Source organism: Agromyces mediolanus (assembly GCF_014648575.1).
Classification (GTDB): domain Bacteria; phylum Actinomycetota; class Actinomycetes; order Actinomycetales; family Microbacteriaceae; genus Agromyces; species Agromyces mediolanus.
On sequence record NZ_BMRJ01000001.1, the window covers coordinates 1,640,405 to 1,656,708 of the forward strand.

17 protein-coding genes and 1 other RNA gene are annotated in these 16,304 nt (G+C 72.0%); 12 read left to right on the plus strand and 6 right to left on the minus strand.

All coding sequences use genetic code 11. The features are described 5' to 3' along the window. Positions 1–132: 132 nt before the first annotated feature. Both IEY71_RS07765 and IEY71_RS07770 read left to right on the plus strand, forming a co-directional pair. Positions 133–369, plus strand: a complete 237-nt coding sequence (locus IEY71_RS07765; protein ID WP_189084653.1) for a hypothetical protein — start codon at positions 133–135, stop codon at positions 367–369. Further along, on the plus strand, positions 366–869 hold the full coding sequence (locus IEY71_RS07770) for a pilus assembly protein TadG-related protein (RefSeq protein ID WP_189084654.1): 504 nt from the start codon (positions 366–368) through the stop codon (positions 867–869). Before IEY71_RS07765 ends, IEY71_RS07770 begins: the two co-directional genes overlap by 4 nt. Before the next feature lie 27 nt (positions 870–896). Here the strand turns inward: IEY71_RS07770 and IEY71_RS07775 are convergent, their stop codons facing one another. After that, the gene (locus tag IEY71_RS07775) at positions 897–1,595 is read right to left on the minus strand and encodes a hypothetical protein (protein WP_189084655.1); all 699 of its coding nucleotides are present in this window, start codon (positions 1,593–1,595) and stop codon (positions 897–899) included. Continuing rightward, complete coding sequence (locus IEY71_RS07780) at positions 1,592–2,449, minus strand: hypothetical protein (RefSeq protein WP_189084656.1); 858 nt, start codon at positions 2,447–2,449, stop codon at positions 1,592–1,594. Before IEY71_RS07780 ends, IEY71_RS07775 begins: the two co-directional genes overlap by 4 nt. A 73-nt stretch (positions 2,450–2,522) precedes the next feature. Between IEY71_RS07780 and IEY71_RS07785 the strand changes: the two genes are divergently transcribed. After that, the gene (locus IEY71_RS07785) at positions 2,523–2,921 is read left to right on the plus strand and encodes a PPOX class F420-dependent oxidoreductase (RefSeq protein WP_189084657.1); all 399 of its coding nucleotides are present in this window, start codon (positions 2,523–2,525) and stop codon (positions 2,919–2,921) included. Between the two features lie 48 nt (positions 2,922–2,969). Here the strand turns inward: IEY71_RS07785 and IEY71_RS07790 are convergent, their stop codons facing one another. Beyond that, entirely contained in the window at positions 2,970–4,235 is a 1,266-nt protein-coding gene (locus IEY71_RS07790) for an MFS transporter (RefSeq protein WP_189084658.1), read from the minus strand. A gap of 64 nt (positions 4,236–4,299) precedes the next feature. Further along, entirely contained in the window at positions 4,300–5,160 is an 861-nt protein-coding gene (locus IEY71_RS07795) for a DUF3592 domain-containing protein (protein WP_189084659.1), read from the minus strand. 85 nt (positions 5,161–5,245) lie between these two features. On the opposite strand from IEY71_RS07795, the gene prfB reads away from it, so the two are divergent. After that, on the plus strand, positions 5,246–6,355 hold the full coding sequence (prfB, locus tag IEY71_RS07800; protein WP_189084660.1) for a peptide chain release factor 2: 1,110 nt from the start codon (positions 5,246–5,248) through the stop codon (positions 6,353–6,355). 18 nt (positions 6,356–6,373) lie between these two features. On the opposite strand, the gene IEY71_RS07805 is transcribed toward prfB, so the two are convergent. Continuing rightward, on the minus strand, positions 6,374–7,045 hold the full coding sequence (locus IEY71_RS07805) for a TetR/AcrR family transcriptional regulator (protein WP_189084661.1): 672 nt from the start codon (positions 7,043–7,045) through the stop codon (positions 6,374–6,376). Between the two features lie 106 nt (positions 7,046–7,151). On the opposite strand from IEY71_RS07805, the gene IEY71_RS07810 reads away from it, so the two are divergent. The 6 genes from IEY71_RS07810 (at position 7,152) to IEY71_RS07835 (ending at position 13,829) form a co-directional block, all read left to right on the plus strand. Further along, positions 7,152–8,789 carry an amidohydrolase gene (locus IEY71_RS07810; RefSeq protein WP_189084662.1) on the plus strand — a complete coding sequence of 546 codons (1,638 nt, stop codon included), beginning with the start codon at positions 7,152–7,154 and terminating at the stop codon, positions 8,787–8,789. Positions 8,790–8,813: 24 nt separating this feature from the next. Further along, on the plus strand, positions 8,814–10,274 hold the full coding sequence (locus IEY71_RS07815; RefSeq protein ID WP_189084663.1) for a Na+/H+ antiporter NhaC family protein: 1,461 nt from the start codon (positions 8,814–8,816) through the stop codon (positions 10,272–10,274). Between the two features lie 97 nt (positions 10,275–10,371). Beyond that, on the plus strand, positions 10,372–11,490 hold the full coding sequence (gene ftsE / locus IEY71_RS07820) for a cell division ATP-binding protein FtsE (protein ID WP_189084664.1): 1,119 nt from the start codon (positions 10,372–10,374) through the stop codon (positions 11,488–11,490). Continuing rightward, positions 11,487–12,398: a permease-like cell division protein FtsX gene (gene ftsX, locus IEY71_RS07825; RefSeq protein ID WP_189084665.1), complete on the plus strand. Its 912-nt coding sequence runs from the start codon at positions 11,487–11,489 to the stop codon at positions 12,396–12,398. Before ftsE ends, ftsX begins: the two co-directional genes overlap by 4 nt. A 114-nt stretch (positions 12,399–12,512) precedes the next feature. Beyond that, a complete protein-coding gene (smpB, locus tag IEY71_RS07830; RefSeq protein ID WP_189084666.1) occupies positions 12,513–12,989 on the plus strand; it encodes an SsrA-binding protein SmpB in 477 nt (158 codons plus the stop codon). Positions 12,990–13,091: 102 nt separating this feature from the next. Next, positions 13,092–13,829 carry a tyrosine-protein phosphatase gene (locus IEY71_RS07835; protein WP_189084667.1) on the plus strand — a complete coding sequence of 246 codons (738 nt, stop codon included), beginning with the start codon at positions 13,092–13,094 and terminating at the stop codon, positions 13,827–13,829. 37 nt (positions 13,830–13,866) lie between these two features. Here the strand turns inward: IEY71_RS07835 and IEY71_RS07840 are convergent, their stop codons facing one another. Beyond that, on the minus strand, positions 13,867–14,535 hold the full coding sequence (locus IEY71_RS07840; RefSeq protein ID WP_189084668.1) for an SIMPL domain-containing protein: 669 nt from the start codon (positions 14,533–14,535) through the stop codon (positions 13,867–13,869). Between the two features lie 196 nt (positions 14,536–14,731). On the opposite strand from IEY71_RS07840, the gene ssrA reads away from it, so the two are divergent. Next, positions 14,732–15,099: a transfer-messenger RNA gene (ssrA, locus tag IEY71_RS07845) on the plus strand. A 111-nt stretch (positions 15,100–15,210) separates the two neighbouring features. Further along, a complete protein-coding gene (locus tag IEY71_RS07850) occupies positions 15,211–16,239 on the plus strand; it encodes a hypothetical protein (RefSeq protein ID WP_189084669.1) in 1,029 nt (342 codons plus the stop codon). Positions 16,240–16,304: the final 65 nt, after the last annotated feature.

A 16,304-nucleotide genomic window follows, 5' to 3' on the forward strand; every position in this document is an offset into this window, starting at 1 on the left:
GTGTACCTCGTGCTCGCACTCGCCGAGCTCCAAGCGGCGACGTTCGCCGCGGAAGGAGCGGCGCGGCACGCAGCTCGGGTCGCCGTTCGCCAGGGCGAGGCATCCGATATCCACCTTTCGGCGAACGCGGCCGTGGAACTCGTGCTCGACGACTTCGGCCGTTCGGACGACGAACGAACCGTTGTCGTCGACTGCGGTGGGGCGCGCTGCGGGATGCCCGGCACGCGGCTGCGGGTGACGGTCGAGCTCGAGGTACGGCTGCCGTTCGCCCCACCGGTGCTCGGACTCGATCGGGTGCTCGTCGTGCCCGTCGAAGCCAGCGCCCTGCAGCCGGTCTCCCGATGGGCGTCGATGGAGGGGGAGAGATGAGCCGGCGCGCGGGCCGATGCGGCCGCGATGCGGAACCGACCACCCCGGCTCGCACGCCGGCGAGCTTCGCCGACGAGCGCGGCTCCACGCTGCCGCTCGTGTTCGGGTTCGCGCTGCTCGCGCTCGCCGTGGTGCTCGTCGTCGCCTCGGCCAGCTCGCTCTACCTGGAACGGAAGCGTCTCCTCGCTCTCGCGGACGGGGCCGCGCTCGCCGCGGCCGACGCCTGGGCGATCGAGGATGCCGTCGCTCAGCTCGACGGGGTGCGCGTCGAGGCCGAGCAGCGTGCGATGCAGGAAGCGGCCGAGGGCTACCTCGCCCAGATCGCGCCGACGGGCGTCGAGCTCGCAGCGGTGGAGTCACGCGACGGCACGAGTGCGACCGTTCGGCTTCGCGGCCTCTGGCGGGCGCCGGTGAGCAGTGAGCTGCTGCCGATCGAAGTCGAGCTCGAGGTCGAATCGACCGCGCGTTCGGTCTTCAGCGTGCCGGCGGAGCCGGAATGAAGCGAGCACGCGCAGACCGAGGCGAGCTCAGCCCGCCAGCGGCGAGGTCAGCTTCGAGGAGCGGTAGCCGTCGCGCGCTCGGGTCGGCTGCCACCGTCGCCAGTGCTTCGTCGACAGCCGGAACGGCAGATGGTCCTGCAGGTGGCGCGCGGCCGGGGCGAGCCGCTCGTCGGCGGGCAGGTTCAGCCAGAGCGAGAGGGCGGAGCCCGCCGTCCCGTAGCTCGCGCGGATTCCGGAGACGCCGAGCCCCCGGCCGTAGCCGTCGACCGCGAAGCCGCCGAACGCCGTCGGCGAGAGCCCGGCGAAGGGGTCGCCCGTTGCAGGGTCGATGAGCTGTACCGGCAGGCTCTGCGAGAGCGTCGCGAGCGATGCCCCGTACTTCGTGGTCGCACCGCTCTCGGCGGCGATCGCCTCGAGCACCTCGGGCACGGCCTCGGGACGCACGTTCCAGTCACGTCGGATCCGCTGCGTCCGGCGTGGCCCGCCCAGCAGCTCGGCCGCGAAGGCCGCCAACCGTTCCGTCGCCGCCGGGTCGCCGCCGGCGGAGATCGAGAAGGTCCACGTCGCGGGCCCGGCCGGCACCGTGCACGCCGCGAGGAAGCGCTCCACCCGCTCATGGGCGTCGGCCGGGCGCTTCACCCGCAGGGAGTGCGCGCCGCCCGCCGCCGCGGGCAGCCCGTCGTACGTCACGACCTCGGGCATCGAGGGCTTCGCTCGGTCCGTCATGACGTCGCCTCCGGCGAACGCGAGTGGAACCACCCGCTCGCGCGCCGCGCGGCGACGAGCTCGGCGAGCGCGGCGAAGGGCGCAGGGTCGTCGATCACGACGAACTCGACCCCCGCGGGCACGTCGGCCGCCGAGGCATCCGTCCCGCCGAACGCGACCACGAGCCGCAGCGACGGGAAGGCGAGTTCCGCCTCGCTCGCACCGGCCCCCGCTGGGAGCACGAGGACCTGCGCCGGGCCGCCGCGGAACGCCCCGGGCGCAGCCGTGCCCGCGAGCGTGGCCGCGAGTCCGCCGTTCAGCGACACGGAGGGCAGGAGCTCGGCGTAGCCGGACAGCGTCAGGCCCTCCGCGGCGAGCGCTTGCCGCAGCCCGAGCATCGGCAGCGCCACGACGACCGTCGGACCGTCGGCGGGAGCGGCGACGATCGTGGTGGGGATCGGCGGGCCATCCGCCGTGATCCCGTCGCCGAGCTCCTCGGCGGCGATCGACCAGAACGACTCCGGCTCCGCGAGCTCGGCGGCGACGACCCGCACCGCCGCGAGCAGCGCGCCCTCGATCACCCGCAGCTCGTGTTCGCTCGCCCCGGCCGAGCGCGCGACGGCGTCGGCGTACGCGTCGCCGAGCACGGCGAGCGCGGCCGGCGACGGCGCGATCGTCTGCGCTGCACCGCTGGCGAGCTCGATGCCGAACACCCGTCCGCTCTCGCGATCGACCCGGAGCTCGGAGAGCCCGGCGTCGCGCGCGACGAGCGCCTGCCGCTCGCCGTCGAACGGGGGCTCCAGCCACTCGCCGGGATACGGCACGGCGCGGGCGGATGCGGTCAGGGACGCGACGATCTCGGCATCGGTGAGCACCACTGCAGGCTAGCCGAGCCCGGCGGGATGAGCCGAGGCGGATGAGTTGAGCCGAGGTGATTGACTGGTGCCCATGACGATCGAGATCCCCGAGCACCTCCTCCGAATCCTCACCGCGCCGGTCTACGGCCACCTCGCCACCGTGCGCCCGAACGGTGAGGTGCAGGTGAATCCCATGTGGTTCGAGTTCGACGCCGAGGCGCAGGTGATCCGCTTCACGCACACCACGAAGCGCGCGAAGTTCCGGAATCTCCAGAACAACCCGGTCATGACGCTCGAGGCGCTCGACGCCGAATCGCCGTTCAAGTACGTCGAGGTGCGCGGCCGCCTCGTCGAGACGGTCGCCGACCCCACCGGCGAGTTCTACGCCCACCTGGGTCGCCGCTACGGCGACGCCGACGCGCAGCCGCCGGCCGACAAGGCCGACCGGGTCATCCTGGTGATGTCCGTCGAGAAGGTCGCCGGGCAGTAAGCGCCGGCAGGTGCCGACGAGGCATCCGAACTCTGGGGGAGCGGCGCCTCAGCCCGTTCCCTCGGCCGGACCCTCGCCGCGGCGTCGCCCTCGGCGACCGGGCACGTAGCGCGGGATCCAGCGCAGCAGCATCCCCGCGCCCACGAAGCCGAGCACGCCGATCGCCGCGCTCGCCGCGGCGAGCGAGACGAGCGAGGTCACCGCGGAGACGACGAGGGGAGCGGCGGCCTGCCCGGCGTCGCCGATGGTGCGGTACGCGCCGAGGAAGGCCGCCGGATGCCGCTTGGGCGCGAGGTCCGCGCCCACCGTCAGGATGACGCCGCTGGAGACGCCGTTCGCGACGCCGAAGAGCACGGCGACCGCGATGAACCAGGCCTCGTTTCCCGGCACGTCGTGCGTGAAGGCGAGGATCAGGTGCCCGGTCGAGAGGCCGACCAGGCCGGGGATCGCGCCCCACAGGCGGCCGAAGCGGTCCATCACCTGCCCGCTGACGTAGAACAGGCAGAAGTCGATCGTCGCGGAGACGCCGATGACGAGCGCGGCCGCCTCGGGCGGCATGCCGATCGACACGGCCCAGAGCGGCAGGATGATCGTGCGACTCGCGCGGACCGCGGCGAGCAGGCCGATGCCGGAGCCCACCCGGGCGAGCACGCCGCGGTGCTCGACGATGGCCCGGAATACGCCCTGCGGCGCCTCCTCGCCGGCGTCGGTCGCGGCGCCGCGGCCGACGCCGAAGACGCGCTCGGGATCCGGGAGCAGCACCAGGACGACGACGACGGCGAGGCAGGCCGCGACGAGTACCCAGAACACCGGCTCGGAGCTCCCCGTCCACGCGATGATCGCAGCGGCGACGAAGGGGCCGACAGCCCAGCCCGCCCGGAAGACGCCGGCGAGCGTGGAGAGCGCCCGGGCGCGCACCCGCGCGGGCACGTAGCTCGTGAGGAAGGCGTGCCGGGCGAGCCCGAAGACCGCGGTGGCGAGTCCGAGCAGCAGGATGCCGATCGCGAGCGCCGTCACGCTCGGCAGCGCGAGCGCCACCACGACGCCGATGACCGCGAGCATGGCCGCGCCGATCATGGCGTTCCGTTCGCCGATGCGGGCGACGAGCCAGCCGGCGGGCAGGTCACCGAGCAGTTCGCCGATCATGAGCATCGCGGCGACGAGGCCGGCGAGCGCGATCGAGGCGCCTCGCTCAGACGCGACGACGGGGATGACCGGGATGATCGCGCCCTCGCCGAGCGAGAAGAGCAGCGTCGGCAGGTAGGCGGGGAGGACGATCGAGCCCCACGAGAACTGGGGCTGGGAGTCGGTCATCGTCTCCGACGCTACACCCGGCGGCGGGACCCGCTGCGCGCCCCGGCGCTCGGGACGATCCGGCTCAGAGCTCGTTGCGGCGGAAGTCGGCCGCGGTCTCGGCGGGCCCGCTGGCGAGGAAGATGCGCGAGGTGTCGCCCGGGTCCGCCGGGTCGTAGAGCACCGTGACCGGCGCGCCGACGGGCGGCACCTCGGCGGCGCGGTACTTCACCGTGCGCTTCACCCAGCGGTCGGTCCCGCTCGCGTCGGTGAACTTCACGGTCAGGGAGAAGAGCACCGAGCTCGCCTCGCCCGACGGCAGCGTGCTCTCGGTGACGACCCCGGGGGCGCGCCGACCGGTGACGAGCATCCGCTCGATGAGCGCGGTGCGACCGGCGCTGCGGCGTCGGCCGGCCACTCCGGCGAAGTACGCGGCGACCGCGAGCACGCCGACGAGGGCGGGCAGCCACCACTGTGCGGCGTAGAAGATCCAGGCGCCGGCGCCCCACGCTTCGTCCTCGCCGAAGGTGGGGTCGATCTGCATGCCGGGCTGATCGGGCGCGGTCCAGGAGGAGCACCCGATCCAGAGGCCGATCGCGAGCCCGAGCAGCACGAGGGTCAGCGGTCCGACGCCGACGAAGCGGGTCGTGTCGCCCGTGAAGCGGTGGTTCCACTTGGCGTAGAGCGCCCAGGCGGCGATGGTCGCGACGATGCCGACCGGGAGCCCGAATGCCGTGTTCGGCATCTGCGATTCCCAGGTGGAGAACACGCTGTTCAGCTCCATGAGCCGGAAGGTGTCGAGGATGCCGGCGAAGCTGTAGCCGATGACGGCGGAGGTCGCGACGAGGAGCAGCGCGAAGGCGGCCGCGGCGAGGGCGGCGCCGGTGCTGCCCTGCTGCCGTTCGAGACGTGCGCGGCGTGCGGCGGCGGGATCGATCGTGCTCACCGCGTCAGCCTAGCGACCCTCGCACGGGGGAGGCGGTGGTTCGTGCACGACGGCGGGCCCGGCCACGACTAGGCTTGGGGACGCCATGTTCGAACTTGACCTGTCGACCGAGATCTCCGCGCTCCGCGCGACCTTCCGTGAAATCCGCGCCGTCGTCGACACCGACGCGCTCGAGGCGGACATCGCCCGCCTCTCGGAGGAGGCCGGCGCGCCCGATCTCTGGGACGACCCCGCGAACGCGCAGAAGGTCACGAGCGCGCTGAGCCACCGTCAGGCGGAGTTCAAGCGCATCACGGGCATCGAGTCGCGCATCGACGACCTCGAGGTGCTCGTCGAGCTGGCGAACGAGGCCGGTGACGAGGACAGCGCCGCCGAGGCGCGCGCCGAGGTCGCGGCCCTGCAGAAGACCATCGGCGACCTCGAGGTGCAGACGCTCCTCGACGGCGAGTACGACGACCGCGGCGCGGTCGTGACGATCCGCTCCGGTGCGGGCGGCGACGACGCCACCGACTTCGCCGAGATGCTCATGCGCATGTACCTGCGCTGGGCCGAGCGTCACGACTACCCCGTGAAGGTGCTCGACATCTCCTACGCCGAGGGCGCGGGCATCAAGTCCGCCACCTTCGAGATCGACGCCCCGTACCTCTACGGCACCCTCTCGGTCGAGGCCGGCACCCACCGCCTCGCCCGCATCAGCCCCTTCGGCGGCGCCGACAAGCGCCAGACGAGCTTCGCCGCGGTGGAGGTCATCCCCATCATGGAGGAGGCGAAGGAGGTCGAGGTCCCCGAGAACGACATCCGCGTCGACGTCTTCCGCTCCTCCGGCCCCGGCGGTCAGTCGGTCAACACGACCGACTCGGCCGTGCGCATCACGCACATCCCGACCGGCATCGTCGTGTCGATGCAGAACGAGAAGTCGCAGATCCAGAACCGCGCCGCGGCCATGCGCGTGCTCCAGACCCGCCTGCTGCTCGCCAAGCGCGAGGAGGAGGCGGCGCAGAAGAAGGAGCTCGCCGGCACGATCACTGCGAGCTGGGGCGATCAGATGCGCTCCTACTTCCTCTACGGTCAGCAGCTCGTCAAGGACCTGCGCACCGGGTACGAGGTCGGCAACCCGGCGGTCGTCTTCGACGGCGACCTCGACGGGCTCATCGCGGCCGGCATCCGCTGGCGCAAGCAGAAGCCGACCGACTGATCAGCTGCGCGCGGCGCGTCAGCCGCGCGACCACTCGGCGCGGAGCCCGCTGAGCAGTGCCCGCACGCCGAGCGCGAAGCTGCGGTCGGTCGGGCGGATGCCTTCGGCGGATGCTCCGGCCGAGCGCGCCGCCTCGGCGGCGGCGAACACCGGCGAGCCCGCTCCCGCGTCGCCCGGCGCCATGATGTCGTCGGGCGCGGCGGCGTCGAGCGCGGAGCCGATGATGAGGGCCTCGAAGGTGACGAGCGCGTCGACGGCCTCGTCCTCGGGGCAGCCTTCGGCGATGAAGCGCCGCACGATGGCGTCGTAGTTCTGCACGGAACGCTCCTGCCCGTCGATCGGGGTCGTCGCGAGCAGCTCGATGCCGGCCGGATGCGCGGCGGTGACGTCGCGGTAGGAACGCGCCCACCTGACGACGGCGGTGTCGAGTGGGACCGCGTCGTCGGCGAACCCGCTCACGTCGAGCTGCTCGGCGAGGGCTCCGCGCATGGCGCGGACCACATCGGCCTTGCCGCCGAAGTAGTGGTAGAGCGCGGGCGGACGCACCTCGAGCGAGCGGGCGAGCGCGGTCATCGTGAAGCCGTCCGGGCCGGCGGTGCGTGCGAGCTCGAACGCCGCGTCGACGATCTGCTCGGCGCTCAGGACCCGGGTCCGCGGACGGCCCGCGCGTCGGGCGCTCGTTTCAGGCAAGAGTCCTCCGGTTTTGCAGTGGCACTTCAGTGAGAGTAGCGTGTGCGCTACAAATTTAAGCACCTTAAATAAAGCGGTCGCAGTCGACCGCTCGGAAGGCGGCGACATGCACTGGAGCTTCGCGGACACCGTGCTCGTGGGCGGGCGCATCATCACGATGGACCCCATGCGTCCCACGGCGGAGGCGATCGCGATCCGCGACGGCCGCATCGTCGCCGTCGGCGACGAGTCGGTGGTGCGCGACTTCCGCGGCGCCGCGACGGAGGTCGTCGACCTCCGCGGCGGCGTCGTCACGCCGGGCCTGATCGACGCGCACATGCACCCCATCCAGGGCTTCGAGCTCGCCGTCGGCATCGACTTCGGCGGCGTCCGCGACGCCGAGACGTTCCTCGCCATGCTCCGCGCCGAGGCGCGCCGCGTCGCCGACGGCCGTGCCGCCGGCGGTTGGGTGCGCGGCTGGAACATCGACTACGACGTCTTCAGTCGACTGCCGATGACGGCCGCCGCGATCGACGACGCCGTCGAGGGGGCCCCGGCCTTCCTGATGTTCTTCGACGGGCACACCGCGCTCGCCTCGAGCGAGGCGCTGCGGCGGGCCGGCATCACCGGGGGGCGCCGCTTCGGCGACACCTCCGAGATCGTCGTGGACGAGCAGGGCCGACCCACCGGCGCGCTGCGCGAGGACTCCGCCTTCGACCTCGTGCTCCGCACCGCGCCGGAGCACAGCGCCGCCGAGATGCGCGAGCTCGTGCGCGGCCTGCTCGGCGGGCTCGCCGAGAGCGGCATCACCGGGGCCTGCATCATGGACGGCAACCCGGGCACCCTCGACCTGCTCGACGACCTCGACCGGACCGGCGCCGGCCTGCCGCTGCGGCTCGTCTCCGCGATGGCGCACAACCCGGGCTACGACGAGGAGCGCACCCAGCACTACCTCGCCCAGCGCGACCGGCACGGCCGGCGCTGGCGCGGCGGGCTCGTGAAGCTCTTCAACGACGGCGTCATCGACACGGGCACCGGCTGGCTGTACGAGCCGGACACGCACGGCGAGGGCCTCAACTCCTTCTGGGCCGACGGCGCCGAGTTCGAGCGCGTCGTGCAGCGGTACAGCGAGGCCGGCTTCCAGATCGCCACCCACGCGATCGGCGACCGAGCGATCGGCACCACGATCGACGCATACCTGAAGGCCGGCGTCCAGTCCGGCCGCGGCGCCCCGCACCGGATCGAGCACCTCGAACTGCTCGCCGACCGCGACCTCGCGAGGCTCGGCCGGACCGGCATCACCGCCTCGGTGCAGCCGCTGCACATGCAGTGGCGCAAGGCCGACGGCTCCGACTTCTGGGCCGAGCGACTCGGCCCGGAGCGCGCCGCGCTCGGCTGGCGGGTGCGCGACATGATCGACGCCGGGGCGATGGTCGCCCTCGGCTCCGACTGGCCCGTCGCGCAGACCGATGCGCGCATCGGCCTCGCCTGGGCGCGCCTCCGGCGCGAGCCCGGCGCCCCCGACGCCCCGGTGTTCGAGCCCGACCAGCGGCTCAGCCCGTACCAGGCCCTACAGGGCTACACGGTCTGGGCGGCCCTCGCCCAGGGCGACCGCGACCTCGGCGTCATCGCGCCGGGCTACCGCGCCGACCTCGTCGTCTGGGAGGACAGCCCGCTCGACGTCGACGCCGACGAACTCCTCGACCTGCCCGTCCGGACCACGATGGTCGACGGGCGCCCCGTGTACGCGGCATCCGCCGCCTGACCCCCACCGAATCAGAGGCCCCCAATGCAAGACGTCGGCGCGCTCGCGCTCCTCCCCGTCGTCACCATCCTCGTCATCGCCGTCGCCACGCGGCGCACGCTCTTCGCGATGCTCTGCGGCACTCTCGTCGGCGCCGTGCTGCTCGGCGGCTGGGAGTTCTTCGACTCCTGGATCGGCTACTTCGGCACCGCCATGGCGGACGAGACCCTGCAGTGGCTCATGCTCGTCGTCGTGCTCTTCGGCATCCTGATCACGCTCTTCGAGCGCTCCGGCGCCGTCAGCGAGTTCGCCGCCTGGGCCGAGCGCTTCGTGAACTCCCGCCGGAAGTCGCTCGTGCTGAGCTTCCTGCTGGCCGTCGTGCTCTTCGTCGACGACTACCTGAGCGTACTCACCGTCGGCACCTCGATGAAGGGCATCACCGACCGGTACCGCGTGCCGCGCACCCAGCTCGGCACCATCATGAAGCTCACGGCGGCGCCCGTCGCGGTGATCGTGCCGTTCTCGACCTGGGCGCTGTTCTTCGCCGGCCTCCTCGAGGCGCAGGGCGTGACGGCGAACGGCTCCGGCTTCGGCGCCTACCTGCAGGCCATCCCGTTCATCTTCTTCGGCTGGATCGCCCTCGCCGTCGCCGCGCTCGTCGCGCTCGGCTGGTTCCCGAAGCTCGGCGTGCTGAAGAAGGACGTCGCGCGGGCGGAGGCCACCGGCGACGTGTTCCCGCTCGGCACCACTGAGGAAGAGCGCGCCGCCGAGGGCGCCGCACCCGTCGACGTCGAGGTCGGCGAGTTCGCCGCGCAGGGCGACGCGGGGGAGCGGGCCGCGGTCGCGGCCCCCGTCGCCGTCGCGACCCGCGCCCCCGGCATCGCGAAGCCGCGGCCCTGGAACTTCGTCGTCCCGATCGCGGTCATGATCGCCGTCACGATCCTCACCGAGGTCGACGTGCTGAAGGGCACCGTGGCCGCGCTCCTCGTCGCGATCATCATGTACACCGCGCAGCGCCGGCTCGGCATCCGCAAGGTCTTCGACGCGGCGTTCGACGGCGTCGGCAGCATGCTCTTCGTCATCGTGCTCACGGCGCTCGCCTTCATGGTGCAGCACATGAACATCGACCTGAAGCTCGCCGACTTCGTGATCGACTCCACCGAGCCGTACATGTCCGGCGCGCTGCTGCCGGCGGTCGTGTTCCTCGTCTGCGGCGTCTACGCCTACGCGACCGGCTCGTTCTGGGACCTCGCCGCCGTGATCACGCCCATCGTCATCCCGCTCGCATTCGCGATGGACGTGAACCCGATCATCGCGGGCGCGGCCGTGTTCTCGGGCGCCGCACTCGGCTCGACGACGTGCCTGTACGGCGACGGCATCATCCTGGCCTCCCGCTCCACCGGCATCAAGCCGCTCAACCTGATGACGGCGATCCTGCCCTACGCCGCGATCGCGGCGGCGCTCTCGCTCGTGCTGTACCTCGTGGTCGGCTTCGCCGGAATCTGAGGCCGACGCGGCCGATCGTCCCGAGTGCGGGCGGCGCGCTGGCGAAATCCAGTGTCGCTGCCCGCATTCGGCGCTCCGCTGCTTAGGCTCGAACACGATGATCCGCTTCGATTCCGTCACCAAGACCTATTCGGGCCAGGCGAGGCCCGCCCTGAACGACGTCGGGGTCGAGATCCTGCGCGGCGAGTTCGTCTTCCTCGTCGGCGCCTCGGGCTCCGGCAAGTCGAGCTTCCTGCGGCTGATCCTCAAGGAGGAGAAGCCGACGAAGGGTGAGATCCACGTCCTCGGCCAGCACCTCGGCTCGATCTCGAGCCGCAAGGTGCCCTACTTCCGTCGCAACCTGGGCGTCGTCTTCCAGGACTTCCGGCTGCTGCCGAACAAGTCCGTCTACGACAACGTCGCGTTCACGCTGCGCGTGATCGGCAAGTCGCGCGGGTACATCCAGTCCGCCGTGCCCGAGACGCTGAAGCTCGTGGGCCTCGACGGCAAGGAGAAGCGGATGCCGCACGAGCTCTCCGGCGGTGAGCAGCAGCGCGTCGCCATCGCCAGGGCCATCGTGAACAAGCCGCAGATCCTGCTCGCCGACGAGCCGACGGGAAACCTCGACCCGGTGACGAGCGCGGGCATCATGACACTGCTCGAACGCATCAACGCGGGCGGCACGACCGTCGTCATGGCGACGCACGAGGCCGGCATCGTCGACCAGATGCAGCGCCGCGTGATCGAGCTCTCCGCCGGTCAGATCGTGCGCGACGAGCTCGACGCGGGCTACGACGGGCAGACCGTGCGCGACGTGAACCTGCCGCCGCGCACCGTGCCCGCCGCGGTCGTCGCCTCGGCGCTCGAGCCCGAGGGCGAGGCGCGCGCCGCCGAAGCCGCAGGCGAGACGCCGCAGCGTGCGCCGCTCGAGCCGATCGCCGACACCGGGATCAGCCCCGCCGCCCCGAAGGTGACGGCGGAGATCATGCGCGAGGCGCAGCCGCTGTACATCGAGCCGGAGGAGACGCGCGTCGCCGTCACCGAGGAGGCCGCGGCGATCACCGCCGCCGCCACCGGGCAGATCGACGTCGACCCCGAGCGCCTCCGCGCCCAGGCCCCGCCACCGGCGGAGGATCCTGAGGGCCCGCCGCTCACCCTCGCCGAACGACTGGGCCTCCGCGCGCCCGGCGGCCCGCGCGCCGATGACGACCAGCAGGAAGTGGGGCCGACGAAGTGAGGATCGGACTCGTACTCGGTGAGGCCGCGAACGGACTTCGCCGGAACGCCTCGATGGTGGTCTCGGTGGTGCTCGTCACCTTCGTGTCGCTCACCTTCGTCGGCACGGCCGCGCTGCTGCAGCTGCAGATCGCGCAGATGAAGAACTACTGGTACGACCGCGCCCAGGTCGCGGTGTACCTCTGCACCTCGCTGTCGAGCACCGCGGGCTGCGTCGACGGCGAAGCGACCGAGGAGCAGAAGTCGGCGGTCGAGGCGCAGCTGAACAGCAGCACCCTCGCGCCGTACATCGACAAGTACTACTTCGAGGACCACCAGCAGGCCTACGACAACTTCCAGGAGCAGTTCAAGGGCAGCCCGGCGGCCGACTACGTCACCCCCGAGGTGCTCAACGAGAGCTTCTGGGTGAACCTGAAGAACCCGGACCAGTCCGACGTGCTCGTCGAGGCGCTCGCGGGGATGCCGGGCGTCGAGTCGGTGAGCGACCAGCGGCGCCTGCTCGACCAGATCTTCGACGTGCTGAACGCGGCGAGCTACTCGGCGATCGCGGTCGCCGCGATCATGCTCGTCGCCGCGGCGCTGCTCATCGCCACGACCATCCGCCTCTCCGCCTTCTCGAGACGCAGGGAGCTCGGCATCATGCGGCTCGTGGGCGCCTCGAACCGCTTCATCCAAACCCCGTTCGTGCTCGAGGGCGTCTTCGCGGGCCTGATCGGATCGTTGCTGGCGGGCGGGGCGGTGGTCGCGATCGTGCAGTTCTTCGTGCAGGGTTACCTGGCGCAGAACCTCGCGTTCACCTTCGTCGACCTCGGCGACGCGCTGCTCGTGGTGCCCTTGCTCATCGTCGTGGGCGTGCTGCTCGCGGCGGTCTCGGCCGGCATCGCGATCACCCGCTACCTCAAGGTCTGATCACGGCACCGGGCCGGGTGGTCTGCGCCACCCCGCCCGGGCCGGTAGACTGAACGGCTCGCCGCGCGCAGTTCGCGGCATCCGTCATTCGCAGCAGACCGTGAGGAGAGGGCCGTGCCCAGGGAACGCGGACAGAAGGTCGTCGCGACCAACCGCAAGGCGCGGCACGAGTACACCATCGAGGACACCTACGAGGCCGGCATCGTCCTCCAGGGCACCGAGGTGAAGTCCCTCCGCGAGGGGCGCGCCTCCCTCGTCGACGGCTACGCCTTCATCGACGGCGGCGAGATGTGGCTCGACGCGGTGCACATCCCCGAGTACACCGAGGGCACCTGGAACAATCACACGCCGCGCCGCAAGCGCAAGCTGCTGCTGCACAAGCAGGAGATCGTGAAGATCAGCCATCGGGTGAAGGACGGCGGCTACACGCTCATCCCGCTCTCGATCTACTTCAGCGACGGCCGGGCGAAGGTCGAGCTCGCGATCGCGAAGGGCAAGCGCGAGTACGACAAGCGGCAGGCGCTGCGCGAACGGCAGGACAAGCGCGAGGCGGATCGGGCCATGTCGAGCCGCCGCCACCTCGGCGAGTAGCGCCGCTCGGGCAGCGCAGGGCGGAGCGGGCAGGGCGGATGCCCAGTGGCGCCCGCTCGGCGTCCGGCCGATGCCCTGGCGGCTCGGGGTAGGCTCGGCTCGATGGAGACTTCGCTTCGGATCCCCGTTCCCGGCACCTACAACTTCCGCGACGTCGGCGGGCTCGTCGCCCGCGACGGGTTCGTGCGGCCCGGGGTGCTCTTCCGCTCCGACGGGCTGCACGCCCTCGGCGACGCGGGCAAGGCCGAGCTGCGCCAGCTCGGCGTCGGCGTCGTCATCGACCTGCGCGACGAGCAGGAGGTGGCGCGCATGCCCGACGACCTCGCCGGGCTCGACGTCGAGGTGCTCCGGCTGCCCGTCTTCGAGGGCTCGGGCGCCTCGCAGGGCATGGCCGGCATCTCGCTCGACGCGCTCTACGAGCGCATCGTCGTGCAGCACTCCTCGGTCGTCGTCGATGCGGTGCGCGAGATCTCCTCCGCCCGCGACCGTTCCGTCGTCGTGCACTGCACGGCGGGCAAGGACCGCACGGGCGTCGTGATCGCGCTGACGCTCCTGGCGGTCGGGGTCGACCGGGATCTGGTGGTCGCCGACTACGAACGCACCGAGCAGAACCTCGCCGGCGAGTGGCTCGAGCGCATGGTCGGCCTCGCCGGCCAGTACGGGGTGCCTGACACCCCGGCGCTGCGCGTGCTCATGGGCGGGAGCCCGCCCGAGGCCATCGACGGCATGATCGAGCTCGTCGAGCGCGACCACGGCAGCGCGCGCGAGTACCTGCTGTCCTCCGGGCTCGCGCTCGAGGAGCTGGCGACGCTCGAGCGGCAGCTCGTCGAGCGCGACTGAGAGCGCGGTTCGCCCGGGAGCCCGGTACCCGACCTCGCTAGCCGGCCGGGGGAGCGTCGAAACGCGCCTCCACGGTCGCCGCGACGACCAGCTCGGCCGGCACGAACTCGGTCGCGGGCTGCGACGCGTCCGCGGCGAAGGCGAGCGAACGCGCGAGGTGCCCCTTCGGCATCGGCGTCGGCCGGGCGTCGAGCAGGCCCGAGTCGGCCAGCTCCACGGGGGAGGGCGCGCCGAGCCCGAGCGCGGAGGCGTACACGCCCGCCTTCGCGACCGCCTCGGCGACCGCGCGCCGCTGCGCCGTCTCGCGAACGCGGGCGGCGGTCGCCTCGGTGAGCCGCCAGTCGACGCCGCCGAGCGAGAGCTCCTCACCGGCCGCCTGCTCGCTCACCCAGGCGGAGAGCGCGGCGAGGTCGCGGAAGACGAGCTCGAGCTCGCCCCTCGCCTCGTGGACCACGGGGAGCTGACGACCCTCGGCGTTGAACGGTCGCTGCGACCAGACCCGCAGCTGTCCCGCCGACCACTGCTCGAGCGCGCCCTCGGCGTCGAGCCGGCGCACCTCGGCGAGCAGCCGCTCGTGCGCGGCGGCGGTGCGGTCGACGACCTGCTGCCGATCGGCCCCCGAGGCGCCGACGGAGAGCTGCACCGCGCCGAGCTCGGGCCAGGCGCGCTCCTCGGCGGTGGCGGTGACGGTGATGAGCGTGCCCACGGGCGACCTCCAGCTGGTTCGGCGTCGACGGGGCCGACGCGGCCGGGAATGGCGGAAGCATCCCGCCTGTTCTAGACTGTAAGGCCGCGCACCCCTCGCCGTCCCGGCGAAGTGCGCGGAACATGGCAACTCCACAGCGTGCGACAACGGCCCTCCGAACGGACGACTCCTCACGGAGGACTCCGGCGGTGCTCATGGGGATGATCGGTTTCGACATCGCCTGTGCGCCCACGAGAAGCGGGCCGAGGATGCAGGGTTATCTCGTGAACGCTCCCTGCGAACAAATAACTGCCAATAAGAAGCAGTCCGACTTCGCCCTCGCTGCCTAAGCGAGTCCGATAGTCCGTCAGTCCGGGTTGGTTCCCGCCCCGGTCCCTGGCGTCATTTAGGGAACTTGCTGCGCGTCGTCGCCTGAGCGACGTGCGGGACTTTTTCAGGCTGGGCTCGTCGACCGAGGTGCCTGTGACAACGGTCGGGGCCGAGCAGAACGCTCCACAGGATGCGCCCGGAGAAGGCGTGGAAACTCAGCGATGGACGGGGGTTCAATTCCCCCCATCTCCACCACCGGTCGTTGTCGCACGCGAATGCCAGCAGACGGGCCGCCCCTCGGGGCGGCCCGTCGTGCGTTCGCCGCCGCGGCATCCCCGTGGCGTGGCATCCCCTAGGCTGGCGATCGTGCGTCCGGCCCTCGACACCACCGCGCTCACCGCGCCGTTCGGGCCGGAGGAGGAGCGCCAGCTCGCGCTCGCCGCCAGGGCCGACCGGCCGTCGCCGCTGGGACTGCTCTGGCGGGCCCTCGGCGCCGGCTTCCTCGCGCTCGTGTTCACCGCGACGTTCCTGGGCGTCCTCGACGAGTGGGTCGAGCGCGGGCCGTGGCCGGCGGCGTTCTTCCTGCTCGTGCTCTGCGGCATGGCCGCGTTCGTCGTCGCGATCAGCATCTCGTCGCTCGGTGCGGCACAGCGGCGGCGGGCGCGTCACCTGCGGCTCGAGCGCTTCGCCCGGGACAACCGGCTGTACTGGATGCCGGAGGGCAACGCGCCCCAGTACCCGGGGACGATCTTCTCGGTCGGAACCACTCGGCTCGTGCGCGACCGGCTGTTCGCCGGCTCGGGCGAGTTCTTCGACGTCGGCGTGCTGCAGGCCATGACCGGCAGCGGCAAGGATCGGCGCACCGTCGAGTGGTCGTACCTGGCGCTGCGGCTCACCCGTGATCTGCCGCATCTCGTGCTCGACTCGACCCGGGACAACGTGCTCGGGCAGAGCTCGCTGCCGGAGACGATGCACCGGGCGCAGCGGCTCTCGCTCGAGGGCGACTTCGACCGGCACTTCGCCCTGTACTGCCCGGCGGGCTACGAGCGCGACGCGCTCTACGTGTTCACGCCCGATCTGATGGCGCTGCTCATCGACGAGGCGGGCGACTTCGACGTCGAGATCGTCGACGACCGGATGACGCTGTTCACCCGTCGCTCCGTCGATCCGCTCGACCCGGAGACCTGGCGGCGCTACGAGCGGATCATGGAGCTCGTGCTGCCGAAGGCCAGGCGGCAGACGCGCCGTTACCGCGACGAGCGCGCCGACGCGGGGGAGACCATCGCGCTCGAGGGGCGCCGGCTCCGCACGGGCGTCCCCTGGAGCGGCCTCGCCATCGGCGTCGGTGTGTTGGCCGGCTGGGTCGTGCTGCGCTTCGTGCTCGGCGGCGGCTGACGCGAGCACGCCGCCGCGTCGGGCGCGGAGCGCGGATGACTCGGCCCGGCGTCGGGGGGCGCCCC

Bases quoted from the DNA above. Each gene is read 5' to 3' on its own strand.
- IEY71_RS07770 (WP_189084654.1), top strand. From the start codon at position 366: ATGAGCCGGCGCGCGGGCCGATGCGGCCGCGATGCGGAACCGACCACC.
- IEY71_RS07775 (WP_189084655.1), bottom strand. From the start codon at position 1,595: ATGACGGACCGAGCGAAGCCCTCGATGCCCGAGGTCGTGACGTACGAC.
- IEY71_RS07785 (WP_189084657.1), top strand. From the start codon at position 2,523: ATGACGATCGAGATCCCCGAGCACCTCCTCCGAATCCTCACCGCGCCG.
- IEY71_RS07790 (WP_189084658.1), bottom strand. From the start codon at position 4,235: ATGACCGACTCCCAGCCCCAGTTCTCGTGGGGCTCGATCGTCCTCCCC.
- prfB (WP_189084660.1), top strand. From the start codon at position 5,246: ATGTTCGAACTTGACCTGTCGACCGAGATCTCCGCGCTCCGCGCGACC.
- IEY71_RS07810 (WP_189084662.1), top strand. From the start codon at position 7,152: ATGCACTGGAGCTTCGCGGACACCGTGCTCGTGGGCGGGCGCATCATC.
- IEY71_RS07815 (WP_189084663.1), top strand. From the start codon at position 8,814: ATGCAAGACGTCGGCGCGCTCGCGCTCCTCCCCGTCGTCACCATCCTC.
- ftsE (WP_189084664.1), top strand. From the start codon at position 10,372: ATGATCCGCTTCGATTCCGTCACCAAGACCTATTCGGGCCAGGCGAGG.
- IEY71_RS07835 (WP_189084667.1), top strand. From the start codon at position 13,092: ATGGAGACTTCGCTTCGGATCCCCGTTCCCGGCACCTACAACTTCCGC.